11 protein-coding genes are annotated in these 13,570 nt (G+C 61.5%); 2 read left to right on the top strand and 9 right to left on the bottom strand.

The annotated features are described in order from the left end of the window. Positions 1-65 precede the first annotated feature (65 nt). From PPN31114_RS10545 to PPN31114_RS10520, 6 genes are all read right to left on the bottom strand, one after another. Complete coding sequence (locus PPN31114_RS10545; protein ID WP_150679470.1) at positions 66-1,277, bottom strand: SAM-dependent methyltransferase; 1,212 nt, start codon at positions 1,275-1,277, stop codon at positions 66-68. Beyond that, positions 1,274-2,074, bottom strand: a complete 801-nt coding sequence (locus tag PPN31114_RS10540) for a DUF1365 domain-containing protein (protein WP_150679469.1) — start codon at positions 2,072-2,074, stop codon at positions 1,274-1,276. Before PPN31114_RS10540 ends, PPN31114_RS10545 begins: the two co-directional genes overlap by 4 nt. Then, a complete protein-coding gene (locus tag PPN31114_RS10535; protein ID WP_150679468.1) occupies positions 2,071-3,390 on the bottom strand; it encodes an NAD(P)/FAD-dependent oxidoreductase in 1,320 nt (439 codons plus the stop codon). Before PPN31114_RS10535 ends, PPN31114_RS10540 begins: the two co-directional genes overlap by 4 nt. A 15-nt stretch (positions 3,391-3,405) precedes the next feature. Next, on the bottom strand, positions 3,406-4,533 hold the full coding sequence (locus tag PPN31114_RS10530) for an SAM-dependent methyltransferase (protein ID WP_150679467.1): 1,128 nt from the start codon (positions 4,531-4,533) through the stop codon (positions 3,406-3,408). A 41-nt stretch (positions 4,534-4,574) separates the two neighbouring features. After that, positions 4,575-5,420, bottom strand: coding sequence for a DUF1295 domain-containing protein (locus tag PPN31114_RS10525; protein WP_174987915.1), 846 nt, complete (start codon positions 5,418-5,420; stop codon positions 4,575-4,577). Between the two features lie 71 nt (positions 5,421-5,491). Beyond that, positions 5,492-6,400, bottom strand: coding sequence for a LysR substrate-binding domain-containing protein (locus tag PPN31114_RS10520; protein WP_150679466.1), 909 nt, complete (start codon positions 6,398-6,400; stop codon positions 5,492-5,494). A gap of 125 nt (positions 6,401-6,525) precedes the next feature. Here PPN31114_RS10520 and PPN31114_RS10515 point away from each other — a divergent pair, with 125 nt between their 5' ends. Both PPN31114_RS10515 and PPN31114_RS10510 read left to right on the top strand, forming a co-directional pair. Continuing rightward, entirely contained in the window at positions 6,526-7,068 is a 543-nt protein-coding gene (locus PPN31114_RS10515; protein WP_150680356.1) for a sugar ABC transporter, read from the top strand. Between the two features lie 17 nt (positions 7,069-7,085). Next, positions 7,086-7,934 (top strand): MBL fold metallo-hydrolase, encoded by an 849-nt coding sequence (locus tag PPN31114_RS10510; RefSeq protein ID WP_150679465.1) that lies wholly within the window; start codon positions 7,086-7,088, stop codon positions 7,932-7,934. Here the strand turns inward: PPN31114_RS10510 and PPN31114_RS10505 are convergent. From PPN31114_RS10505 to dnaN, 3 genes are all read right to left on the bottom strand, one after another. Further along, positions 7,891-9,450: an amino acid permease gene (locus PPN31114_RS10505; RefSeq protein WP_246182501.1), complete on the bottom strand. Its 1,560-nt coding sequence runs from the start codon at positions 9,448-9,450 to the stop codon at positions 7,891-7,893. The two genes, PPN31114_RS10510 and PPN31114_RS10505, sit on opposite strands and share 44 nt — an antisense overlap. 110 nt (positions 9,451-9,560) lie before the next feature. Then, a complete protein-coding gene (gyrB, locus tag PPN31114_RS10500) occupies positions 9,561-12,038 on the bottom strand; it encodes a DNA topoisomerase (ATP-hydrolyzing) subunit B (protein WP_150679464.1) in 2,478 nt (825 codons plus the stop codon). Between the two features lie 176 nt (positions 12,039-12,214). Continuing rightward, a complete protein-coding gene (gene dnaN, locus PPN31114_RS10495; RefSeq protein ID WP_150679463.1) occupies positions 12,215-13,321 on the bottom strand; it encodes a DNA polymerase III subunit beta in 1,107 nt (368 codons plus the stop codon). Between the last annotated feature and the right edge of the window lie 249 nt (positions 13,322-13,570).

The following is a 13,570-nucleotide window of genomic DNA, read 5'->3' as shown; positions in this document are numbered from 1 at the left end:
GCGCCGCCCTCGTGACTGCCGTCGATGCGGGGCGCGCGACGTTGCGCGCGCGGTGCGGTCGCATATCAACTCGGCACACTCACAAGGAAGTGCCGCACGTCGATGCGCCGCTCCATGAACGCAGCCTCGCAGTATTGCAAGTACAACTGCCACGTTCGGATGAAGATGTCGTCGAAACCTTGGGCGCGAACGGCATCGAGTTTTGCATCGAACGCAGAGCGCCAGAGGCTTAGCGTTCGCGCGTAGTCTCGCCCGAACGACAGCGTGACTTCGGCGTGCATTGCAGCGCGGCTCGCCGCTTGAATGAATCGCTCGACACTTGGCAACATGCCGCCCGGGAAGATGAATTCCCGAATGAAGTCGCTCGACGCGCGGTAGGCTGCGAACGCGGCGTCATCGATGGTGATCGACTGCACCAACGCTCGGCCACCCGGCTTCAGGCACCGTTTTAACGTGGCAAAGTAAGTCGGCCAAAACGATTCGCCAACCGCTTCGAACATCTCAATCGACACGACGGCATCGAACTCACCCTGCAAATCTCGATAGTCCATCAGCGCTATTTCAGCGAACGCGCCGAGTCCCTCCTGTGCGATACGTTGCTGCGCAATCTCGTACTGCGCCTGCGAAATCGTCACACCTTGCACATGAATGCCTTGTCGCGCCGCGTGTACGGCAAACCCGCCCCAACCGCACCCAATCTCCAGCACGCGGGCGCCCGGACGTAGCGCCAGCGTCTCGACGATGTGCTGGTACTTCGCCGTTTGTGCATCGGCCAGCGAGCGGTGCTCATCGTCACCGAATAGCGCGCTCGAATACGTCCATGTGTCATCGAGCCAAAGGCCGTAGAAACGATTGCCGAGATCGTAGTGCGCGTGAATGTTGCGACGGCTTCCGCTGCGCGTGTTTGGGCGCAGACGATGCCGCAGTTGGTACCAAAGCTGCGCAAGCCGAGAACCGGTGAGCGTTTGCGACACGCTCGATTGATTGCGGATGGCAAGACGCAGCAGCGCGATCAAGTCTGGCGATTCGACCCATTTCGCGCGATAGGCTTCGGCGAAGCCAATATCGCCCGCTTGCACGATGCGTCGGCACGCACGCCAGTCGTGAATCTGCAACGTCGCGCCCGGCGAGGTGTGGGGATCCCCGAAGACGTGCTGCGTGCCGTCAGGGGCGATCAGTGTCAGATGCCCGACGCGAATGCGTTCGAGCAGCCGCAAGAAAAGGCGTGCCGATAAGGGGATCGCCGAATGCGGCGAGAACAAGCGAATCGGCATCATGATCTGACCTCATGATCGGCGGGTGGAAGGGGGTGAGTCGGCGGCGTCTTGCCGTAGAAAGGCACGCGCTTGCGCAGCAGACGCAGTGCTTGCCAATGGATGCGCACGACAACGTTGATGGCATTGAGCGGCAGCGCCATCACGGCACGCAGCGCGCTTCGCCCCGTGAGCGGCTCTGCTTGCATGTCGATCGCTGTGCGCAGCAAAACTTCGTCGCCGTCGAAGTAATCGATCGACACCGACAGGTTTTGCTTGTAACGGCGCGCGCGGAATTCGTAGTGCCCTTCGACGTCGCAAAATGGCGACACGTGAAACGTCTTCCGACATCGCAAAATCGTGCCGTTCAGAATGGCCATGTGCCCGGGCGCGCTCAGCAGGTATCCATGGTGCTCACCGAAAGTGTTTTGCACATCCGCGTATAGCGCGCGCAGATCACCATGGCGGTCATGGCAATACCAAAAGCTCACGGGATTGAATGCGTAGCCTGCGAGACGTGGGATGGTTTGCAGCCAGATCGGCCCGTCCGCAGGAATACCCGCCTCGGCTAGCTGCGCGCGCATCCATGGCGCTAGGGCGCTGCCATCGCGCGGACCGTAATCGCGCGGGGATATCGACAGCGGACGCCAACGGTCGGCACTGAACCACCATCGTGTGGATTCGCCCAGACGGTCGACATCGCAGACGATCTGAAAGAGCGGGTATTCGAACCCGTGATGGGCTGGACGCAAACGCGCATGCCTCACGTTGCCACGCAGTAGATAGGCCGCTGGGCCATCGCGGAAGTCGAGCGTCTTCATAGCTTCGCCCACTGCGGTGAGACGCCGAAGTCGCGCGCGACGCGCAGCGCAGACTTCAAGCCATCTTCGTGAAAACCGTAACCCGTCCACGCACCCGCAAACCACGTGCGTCGTTGGCCTTGAAGCTCAGGCAAACGCGCCTGCGCATCGACGGCAGCCAGATCGAGCAGCGGGTGTTCGTACGCGTAGCGGCCCAACGTTGCGTGTGGCGCCGGTTCCTCCATCGGATTGAGCGTGACGATCACCGGCGTCTGAAAGGGCAACGCTTGCAGTTGATTGAGCAAGTAGCTCACGCAAACGGGCGATTGCGTGTTCTCTTGATTGGCCGTTTGCGCGGCGCTCGTCTTGCTCAAGTAGTTCCATGCGGACCAGACACGCTGACGGCGCGGCAGCAACCGCGCGTCGGTGTGCAAGACCGCTCTGTTGGGCTGGTAGCGAATGGCACCTAACGTGCTTCGCTCTTGCGGATCGGCGTCGGCGAGCAAGCGAAGCGTGTCGGGCGCATGACCGGCAAGCACGACCGCGTCGTAGCGTTGCGGCGATTCGTCATCGAACATCAGCGTGACGCCATCGGCATTGCGTTGAATGCTGCGCACAGGGGTGCGCAGACGCACGTCATCGAGCGTGGCGACGATGCGTTCCACATAATCGCGCGCGCCACCCGCGACCGTCTTCCATTGCGGGCGATGATTCACTTGCAGCAGCGCGTGATTCAAACAGAAGCGCAGGAATGTAGCGGCGGGAAAGTGCAGGATGTCGGCGGCGCGGCTCGACCAGATTGCCGCGGCCATCGGCAGCAGATAGTGATGCTGGAAAGGTTGCCCGTAGCCGTTCGCCGACAGCAACTCGCCAACGGAATGGCGTTCGCGTTCGGCGGTGTGTAGATGACGTTCTGCCGACGCGTTAAAGCGCAAGATATCGCGCAACATGCCCAGAAAACTCGGCGAATAGAGATTGTGCCGTTGCGCGAAAACGGTGTTCAGATTCGTGCCCGCCCATTCCAGATCGCCATCGTTCACCGAGACGGAAAACGACATGTCGCTTGCAATGGCACGCACGCCCAGTTCATCGAACAGTGCCAGAAGATTGGGATACGTGCGGTCGTTGAAAACGAGAAAGCCGGTGTCGACCGGCGCAGTGGTGCCGTCGAGTGTTACGTCGACAGTGTGCGAATGGCCGCCCGCGTAGTTCGCCGCTTCGAAGAGCGTGACGCGGTATTTCCGCTTTAGCAGGTAAGCGCTCGCGAGACCGGCGATGCCAGCGCCGACGACGGCGATTCGGCTACCGGGAGCGAGGGGGGCAACGGGCGCGTTCATGGGGTGCTCTCGTCGTTATGCCGACACGTGGCGTGCTGCGCCAGCTTTCTCGAACAGGTAGTGCGCCACGCCCCACTCGCTGCCTTTTGCGTAGCCGAACAACTCGGCGACGGCCATGTAGAACATGCGCCAACGTTGCAGCCAGATACGCGCATGCGGGCCATAGCAGAGTTCGAGAATCGGCAGCACCCGGTCACGAGACGCGTCGAGCGACGCCAGCCATTGATTGGCCGTGCGTTCGTAATGCCGTCCGCTTAACCACCATTGATGCGTGACGCGCAGGTCGTCTTGAAAGCGCAGCAACAGATCGGCCGACGGCATGGTGCCGCCGGTAAAAAAGTGCCGCGACATCCAGTCGGAGCCGTGCTTGTTCTCGAAGTGATAGGCGAGATGTCGATGCGCGAAGAGATGCACGAACAGCTTGCCGTCGTCGTTGAGCCAACCGGCGATTCTGGCAAGCAACGCGCCGTAGTTCTTCATGTGCTCGAACATTTCGATAGAGAGCACGCGGTCGAAACCCGCAGGCGTTTGGCGATCGAATTCGAAATCGACGACGTTGCCGGTGACGATGTGCAGATTGGTCAGGCCACGCCGTGCCGCAACCGTCTCGATGTGATGACGTTGGCTCGCGGAATTCGACAGGCCAACAATTTGTGCACTCGGGAAGTGGGCCGCCAGCCATAGCGAGAGCGATCCCCAGCCGCAGCCGAGATCGAGGATGCGTTGACCGTCTGCGATGCCCGCGCGCTCGGCGTAGCACGTCAGCATGGCGTGTTCTGCCTGTTCGAGCGTCTCTTCACCCGTGGGGTAAAGGCAGCACGAGTACTTCATCGCGGGGCCGAGATGCACCGCAAAGAAGTCGCTCGGGACTTCGTAATGCTGGGTGTTCGCCGCAGTCGTTTCGATAGCGATGGGGCTCGTGCGTAATTCGGCGATGAGCGCTTCGAGGGCTTGTGTGCTGCGCTCGGCGTCGCGGGCATGCTCGTCGCGTAGGCGCTGGCGGATGAGCGAGCGCATGCCAGCGCGCAACAGCACGTCGGGCACCAGCCCCTGTTCGCAAAGGTGGATCAGCCCCGACTCGCCGGGTGTCGGCACCGGCGTGCGGGTGGGTGACGGCGAGGCGGTCGTGGGAATCGCAGACATCGGGGCGGTCTCCTGCGAAGGATGAGTGGACGGAGGGGCGGTCATGATCGGCTGCCTGAGGTGGGCGGTGCTGGGGGAGCAGGCGGGGAAGGGGGCGAGGGCGTGATGTTCCGGCGCGGTGCCTTCGGTGGCCATGGCACCAGCGCGCTGGTGGTGCGCATGTACTCGCCATACCCGGGGCGGGTTTTGACGAGGCGGGCTTCGAGCATCGGCACGCCCGATATCTTCAGCAACAGCACTGCCATGAGCACTGGCGGCACCAGCGTCAGCCAGCCCCACGGCATGCCGAGCGACAACACCGCATAGGCGCACCAGTGCACACATTCGAAGAAGTAATTCGGGTGGCGCGAGTAACGCCACCAGCCCGACTGGCAGACTTGCCCGCGATGCGCGGGGTCGGCAACAAATCGCCGAAGTTGCCGGTCGGCCGAGGCTTCGCCGGTGAGTGCGATCAGCCAAATCGCGGCGGCGGCGATGAGGGCGATCCGCGACGGGGCTTCGGCCTGAAACGCCGGGAGGAAGAATGCGATCGACAACGCCATCGAGATCGCCGCTTGCAACTGGAAGAACCAGAACATGTTGCGATTCGCCGCGTCGCCCCATTGCTCACGGAACTGGCGGTAACGCGGGTCTTCCGGCTTGCCGTGGTTGCGCTGCCAGAGATGGAGGGCGAGACGCAGCCCCCAGAGCCCCCCCGCCAACGCCACAAACACGCGATTGACGGTAGCGCCCGTCCCCAGCGCCGCCGCCAGCACCGCGACACCCGCCAACGACGCCGCCCACACCGGATCGACCATACCGGCATTGCGCGTGCGCAATTGGCGCAGCCACGCCGCGCTAAAGGCGGCGATCAGTCCGGCGTACGCAAGGGCAACAGCGAACAGCATACGAGCTCCGTTGGCGGTGTTTAGCCTCTATACGAGCGAGGACCACCAACGGATGCAGGTGTCGGGAGAAATTATTGAATGAGGGGGTCGGGGGCGGCGCCCCGCGCTTCGTCGATCACCCACTTCGCAAACGCCTGCACCGGCTTCGCGCTCAACTCGACCGGCTCAGGAAGCACGAGGCAAAAGTGTTTGGTAATCGCTTTACCGTCCGGCCAAGGCGCCACGAGTCGGCCTTGCGCAAGCTCGGCGCCAATGTACAAGCGCGGCACCAACGCCACGCCCAACCCGGCAAGCGCCGCTTCGATCAGCATGGAATGAAGGTCGTAACGCGCGCCAACCGCCGAATTGGCGAGCGTGATGCCGGTCTCCTGCGCGTAAAGCTGCCACGCGTCCGGGTTCTGCCGCCGGTGTAGACGAGGCAGTGCGTCGAGCGATGGGTTCTCGCCAGCCTCGGCCAAAAGCGCTGGGCTGCACACCGGCACAAGTACTTCTTCCAGCAAGGGGTATCGATGCATGCCCGCCCACGCCGGATGCTCGAAATGAATCGCGGCGTCGAAACCGCTGTCGGCGAGAAGAAATGGCTCCATACGTTCCGCGATGTGCACGGTGACGTTGGGATACGCCTGTTGAAAGCGCTTGAGCCGAGGAATCAGCCAGCGCGTCGCGAAGGTGGGAATCGCCGCGATGTCGATGCTCGCGCCCTCGATCGACTGGCCCATCAGATACAGGCTGTCGCGCTCCAACCGCTCGAGAATCTCGCGAACTTGTGCCGCGTAACGCGTGCCGTTGGGCGCCAGTCGCACGCGATTTCCGGAGCGCTCGAACAAGGCGACGCCCAGAAACGCTTCCAGCCGCGCAATCTGCCGACTGACGGCGCCTTCCGTCAACGCCAACTCGTCGGCGGCCCGGGCGAAGCTGCCGTGTCGTGCCGCGGCCTCGAAAGCCTGAAGGGCGGCATTACTGGGAATCTTGCGTCGCATGGGCGGGTCGTCGATGGGGGTGTTATCAGCTTGAGCAAATGTCACTGAAGGCTGACTTTATATCGATTTATTGGCGAGAACGGCCAGCTTAGCATTACGTTCATGCAATGAACATGGGCCACCCAATGATCTACACCGTCGAATGCAGCTTCGCCGATCCGGCCAGCGAAGCCGAATGGAACGACTTCTACAGCCTTGAAAAGCTGCCCGCCCTGATCTCCGTGAGTGGCTTTCACACGTCGCAACGCTTCAAGGCGATCAGCGAGATCAGCGAAGGCTGCCCGGTCTATCTGGCCCTCCATACGGTCGATAACCTCGACGTACTGACGAGCGATGCATATCGCCAGAAAGGCGGCGGTAATTTCGCGAAGTGGCAGCAGCACATCACCGACTGGCACCGTAATCTCTACAGCGATATCGGACTTGCACCGGCGGTTGGCATGAACGAACGCCTCGCCGTGAGCGCGCACGGCCCCGACGTGTTGGCGCAAATGGGCATCGCACCGCTGGCTATGCATGCGGTGGCGTTAGAGAAGCATCCGGCGCGTCGCTGGCTCGCTGTGGTGCCTAGTCGATCGGTGCAGATTGCGCAGGACGTCGCCGCACGCGATCCCCGTGTTCAGCTTTACGTGCCGATGGCAGCACAACTGACGAGCGGCAACGACTAGCCTCTCTGGAGAAAACCGTGTCCGACCTTATCTTTCCCAGCCAGCAAGTTGGCGATTTCACGATTACCGCCATCAGCGATGGCTACCTCACGGCGAGTCTCGACTTTCTCTCGAATATCGATGCCGCCGAAGCGTCCCGCATGCAATCTGACGCCGGGCAAGCCGTGCCCGCCGCCGTGCATATCAACTGCTACGTCGTGCGCGGGGCAGGGCGTACGATCCTCATCGATGCCGGGGCGGGTGGTATCAAGCAGTGGGGCGGTCGTCTGCAAGCGCACTTGTTGCTTGCGGGGATCGAGCCGTCGTCCATCGACACGATTCTGCTCACGCACGCGCATCCCGATCACGTTGGCGGGCTGGTCAGTGCGGAGGGACAAGTGAACTTCACGAACGCCGAGCTCGTCGTGCATCAGCGGGAAGTCGCGTTTTGGCAGGACGACGGCAACCTGAGCCGGGCGAATGAACGCGCGCGCGGCAACTTCGAGATCTCGCGTCGGGTGTTTGATGGGTACGGCGACAGGCTGCGCACGTTCAATGCGGGAGAGGTGGTGCCCGGTATCCGCGCGATGCCGTTACCGGGACATACCGACGGCCACACCGGCTACGTCGTCGAATCGCGCGATCAGGGGCTGCTCGTGTGGGGCGACATCGTGCATTTCCCTCACATTCAGATTCAGCGGCCCGACGTGACGATCGCGTTCGATCAGGACGCGCCGCTGGCCGCAGCGACGCGCTCGCGCCTTCTCGATCAAGTCAGTTCAGACGGCCTGATGATCGCCGGAATGCATCTGGGCGAATTGGGTTTCGCGCGAATCGATCCGATCAAACAGACGAAGGGGGAATATCGACTGCGTTACGAGGCGTGACGTCGATGTCAACGCTCGCGGGTGCGCGCATATCGGGGAAATGCATGTCGCGGTACTTCACGAAGCGCGAGCCGCGCGCCAGTCGATAGCCCGCCCAGATCAGCAGGAACAGCGGGATGCCGATGTACGTCGCGACCACGCCGCCCCAGTCGATCTTGTCGCTCAGGAATGCCTCGTAGTTCTGCCCCAATGTGATGATCAGGCAGAGCACGAATGCGAAGATCGGGCCGAACGGGAAGAACGGCGAGACGTACGGCAAATCGCTCAGGCTGTGGCCACGCTTGAGATAGCCGCGGCGGAAACGGTAGTGACTGATTGCAATGCCGAGCCACGCGATAAAGCCCGTCATGCCGGACGTGTTGAGCAACCAGATATAGACGGCGTTCGGGCTGAACACGAACGTGAAGAAGCACAAGGCCGCGACGGCGGCCGTGGCCAGCAGCGCGACCATCGGTACGCCGTTGCGCGAAACGTTGCCGAAAATCTTCGGCGCCTTGCCATCGCGAGCGAGACTGTAGAGCATGCGCGTTGCCGCGTACATGCCCGAGTTGCCAGCGGACAGCACCGACGTCAGCACGACGGCGTTCATGACCGACGCTGCGCCGAGCAACCCGGCACGTTCGAAGATCAGGGCGAACGGGCTGACGCTGATGTCGGTCACGTCGTTACGCAGCAGATGCGGATCGGTGTAGGGGATCAGCAAGCCGATCACCAGAATCGCTGCGACGTAGAACAGCAGAATGCGCCAGAAGACCTGACGTACGGCGCGCGGTACGTTGCGTGCGGGGTCTTTGGATTCGCCTGCGGCAATGCCGATGAGTTCGGTGCCTTGGAAGGAGAAGCCCACGACCATCGCGACGCCGATCAGCGCGGCGAAGCCGCCCGCGAAAGGTGCGTCGCCGACGCTCCAGTTGGCGATGCCGCCGGTTTCGCCACCGCGAATGATGCCCAACAGCATCATCACGCCCATCGCGACGAAGGCCAGCACGGCCACCACTTTGATCAACGCGAACCAGAATTCCGCTTCGCCGAAGCCGCGTGCGGACAGCGCGTTCAGGCCGAAGGTGATCGCTAGGAACAAGGCGCTCCAGTAAACACCGGGTACGTCGGGGAACCAGTACGCCATGACGAGTTGGGCCGCGACTAAATCGACTGCCACGGTGACGGCCCAGTTGTACCAGTAGTTCCAACCCAGCGCGAAGCCGAAACCCTCTTCGACGTAGCGCGCGCCGTAGGTCGAGAACGAACCCGACACCGGCATGGCGGCGGCCAGTTCACCCAAGCTGGTCATCAGGAAATACACCATGAGACCGATCAGCACATAACCCAGTAGTGCCCCGCCCGGGCCCGCCTGCGCGATGGTGGCACCGGACGCCACGAACAGGCCAGTCCCGATGGACCCGCCCACCGCAATCATCGTCAGGTGGCGCGCCGACAATGTGCGGCGCAATTCGCCCGGGGCCGATGCCCCCGCCTTGCCGCCCTCGCGGTGCTGATCGTGTTCCGATGGTGCCAACGTTGTGTTCCTAAAGTGAGTGGTGCGTTTAGATAAAGAAAAGGCCTTGAAGTCTCAAGGCCTTATCAATTTCCGTCACGCTTTGGTGTGGCTTGATTCGATGCGACGCCTTAAACGTCGATGTTCCCCGCACGCAGTGCGTTCGATTCGATGAACGCGCGGCGCGGTTCGACGTCGTCGCCCATGAGCGTCGTGAAGATGCCGTCGGCCGCAATCGCGTCTTCGATCTGCACACGCAGCAGGCGGCGAACCGTCGGGTCCATCGTGGTCTCCCACAGCTGTCCCGCATTCATTTCGCCCAGACCCTTGTAGCGCTGCTTCGACACGTTGCGCTCGGCATCGGCCATCAGCCACTTCATCGCGGCCTTGAAGTTCGCCACCGTCTGCGAACGCTCGCCACGACGAATCGTCGCGCCCTCGCCGATCAGGCCCTTGAACGTTTCCGCCGTCTTCTGCAACTGCGCATAGTCCGCCGTTTGCAGGAAGTACGGATCGATCACGGTTACCTTCACATTGCCGTGGTGACGACGCTCGACACGCAGCGATACCACCGGCTCCGCATTCTCGACGTCTTCCACCACCGCCTTGATCGTGATCTCGGGTGCCAGCGGATCGTCGCTCAATGCCGCTTGCAACGCTTCTGCCGACTTCGCTGCGGCTTCCTCGCTGTCGAGATTGATCTCGACACCTTCGGTCACTGCGGTGAGTACCGACGATTCGTAGATGCGGCTCAGACGCTCGATCACGCTATCGGCCAACTGGTAGCTGCGCGTGAGCTCGCCCAACGCATCGCCCGAAATCGGCGTAGCACCCGTCGACGGCGTCAGCTCGGCATTGTTCATCGCCAGCTTCAGCATGTACGTCGCCAGCTCGGACTCGTCCTTGATGTAACGCTCGTCCTTGTTGTGCTTGACCTTGTACAACGGCGGTTGCGCGATATACACGTAACCTCGCTCGATCAGCTCCGGCACCTGACGGTAGAAGAACGTCAGCAGCAGCGTACGGATGTGCGCACCGTCCACGTCAGCATCGGTCATGATGATGATCCGGTGATAACGCAGCTTGTCGATGTTGTAGTCGTCCTTGCCGATACCGCAACCGAGTGCGGTAATCAGCGTGACGATCTGCTCGCTCGAAATCAGCTTGTCGAAACGCGCCTTCTCGACGTTCAGCACCTTGCCGCGCAGCGGCAAAATGGCCTGGAATTTACGATCGCGGCCCTGCTTTGCAGACCCGCCTGCCGAGTCGCCCTCGACCACGTAGATCTCGCACAGCGCCGGATCCTTTTCCTGGCAGTCCGCCAGCTTGCCCGGCAAGCCAACGCCGTCGAGCACGCCCTTACGGCGCGTCATTTCACGCGCCTTGCGCGCTGCGTCGCGCGCACGCGCCGCTTCGACGATCTTGCCGCAAATGATCTTCGCGTCGTTCGGCGTCTCAAGCAGGAATTCTTCCAGCGCCTTCGCCACGTACTCTTCCACCGGCGCACGCACTTCCGACGACACCAGCTTGTCCTTCGTCTGCGACGAGAACTTCGGCTCAGGCACCTTCACCGACAACACGCAGGTCAAACCCTCGCGCATGTCGTCGCCGGTCGTCTCGACCTTGGCCTTCTTCGCCAGCTCGTGCTCGTCGATGTACTTGTTGATCACGCGCGTCATCGCCGCACGCAAACCGGTCAAGTGGCTGCCGCCGTCGCGCTGCGGAATGTTGTTCGTGAAGCACAGCACCGATTCGTTGTAGCTGTCGTTCCACTGCATCGCCACTTCCACGCCGATACCGTCGCGCTCGCCGATCACATGGAAGATGGTCGGGTGCAGCACGGCCTTCGATCGGTTGATGTACTCGACGAAGCCCTTCACGCCACCGGCGAAAGCGAAGTCTTCTTCCTTACCCGTGCGCAGATCCGACAAGCGGATACGCACGCCGTTGTTCAGGAAGGACAGCTCGCGCATACGCTTAGCGAGAATGTCGTAGTGGAATTCGACCTTGCCGAAAATCTCTTCGTCGGCCAGGAAGTGCACTTCGGTACCGCGCTTGTCCGTGTCGCCCAACACCTTGAGCGGCGAGGTCTCGACGCCGTCGATGAGCTCCAGCTCGCGGTTTTGCGGCACGCCACGGTGGAATTCCATGAACGACTTCTTGCCGTCGCGGCGCACCGTCAGCTTCAAATAGGTCGACAGTGCGTTCACGCACGACACACCCACGCCGTGCAGGCCGCCCGACACCTTGTAGCTGTTTTGGTCGAACTTGCCGCCCGCGTGCAGCTCGGTCATCACGATTTCGGCCGCACTGCGCTTCGGCTCGTGCTTGTCGTCGAACTTGATGCCCGTGGGAATGCCGCGGCCGTTATCGGTCACGGAAATGGAGTTGTCCGCGTGGATGATCACGTGGATATCGTCGCAATACCCCGCCAGCGCCTCGTCGATCGAGTTATCCAGCACCTCGAACACCAGGTGATGCAGGCCCGTGCCGTCCGACGTGTCGCCAATGTACATGCCTGGACGCTTGCGTACGGCCTCCAGACCTTCGAGGATCTGGATGGATGCTGCGCCGTAGCCGCCTTCGGCCTGTTTTTGCTGTTCGCTCATGACAATCTTCCGGTTACTGCGTCATTGCTGACGAATTACTGCTTCATGACCCTGTCGCTCCCGGGTGCTTTTGGCACTCGGAGAGCGATTTATCCTGCAAAAGGATCACTCTCTAGAAACGCCAAAGGGGCGCTCGGCCCCTTCGCGCATGGCGGCGCGTGTAGCGGTTTATCCGCTTAAATGCGCATCGGCATCACGACGTACTTGAACTCGTCGTTGTCCGGCAGTGTGATCAACGCGCTCGAATTGGCGTCGCCCAGACTGATCTTCACTTGCTCGACCTTCAGGTTGGCCAGCACGTCGAGCAAATACGTGACGTTAAAACCGATGTCCACCGCATCACCGCTGTAATCGATTTCGATTTCTTCACGCGCTTCTTCCTGCTCGGAATTGCTCGCGATGATCGTCAGCAGATTCGGGGCAAGCGTGAAACGCACACCCTTGAATTTGTCCGACGTCACAATCGCGGCGCGCTGCAACGAACGATGCAGTTCTTCACGGCTGATCGTGAAGCTGTTCGCGTAACCCTTCGGGATCACGCGGGTGAAGTCGGGGAACTTGCCCTCGACCAGTTTCGACACCAGCTCGACGTTCGCAAAACGGAACTTGACCTGGCTCGGCGCGACGTCGATCTGCACGGGGTCGTCGATGTCTTCCATCAAACGTTGCAGTTCGAGAATCGTCTTGCGCGGGATGATCACTTCTTGCTTGGCAAACTTCTCGCCCGCAATCTTCGTGCTGCTGTACGCCAGACGGTGACCGTCCGTCGCCACCGCCTTGATCTCTTCGCCGTCGACGACCAGCAGCATGCCGTTCAGGTAGTAACGGATGTCTTGCTGCGCCATCGCGAAGTGCACCATCGCCAGCAACTGGCGGAACGTGCGCTGCGGCAGGGCGAAACTCGCGGCGTAATCTTTCGCTTCAGCCACCGTCGGGAAATCTTCCGCGGCGAGCGTCTGCAATTGGAAGCGGCTCTTGCCGGCTTGCACCGTCAGACGCTTATCGGAGAGCGAGAGCGCGACTTCGGCATCCGGCATGTTGCGCAGAATGTCGAGCAGCTTGCGCGCCGCCACGGTGGTCGCCACATCGTCGGCGCCTGCACCGCAATCGGCGGTCGTGGTGATCTGAAGTTCCAGATCGGTGGAGAGGAACGAAATGTCCTGTCCGTGCTTGCGAATGAGCAAATTGGCCAGAATCGGCAACGTATGGCGACGCTCGACGATGCCACTCACAATTTGCAGCGGCCGCAGCAGATTGTCTCGTTGAGTTTTGACCAATTGCATATTTATCCTTCGTAGTAACTGTTAACGGGCGCCAGTTTCTGCTGAAAACCCGAAGATTCCCTTATCAATCAATCGCTTGCAAAAGGGATAACAGGGCGGAAAACACTGTGGATGACTGGGGGACGCATTGTGCGCCGATCCGCTATTGTGCCCGAAAACACGAATTGCCCCCAAACCGCTCCCAGCTTATCCACAGGCAAACGAGCAACCCCGCTCGCTCCCCGCATTCGCCCCCGGCGTCGATACCGC

The organism is Pandoraea pneumonica, from assembly GCF_902459645.1.
GTDB lineage: Bacteria > Pseudomonadota > Gammaproteobacteria > Burkholderiales > Burkholderiaceae > Pandoraea > Pandoraea pneumonica.
Note: the sequence above shows the minus strand (reverse complement) of the source record. Positions and strands in the feature narration are given on the sequence as shown.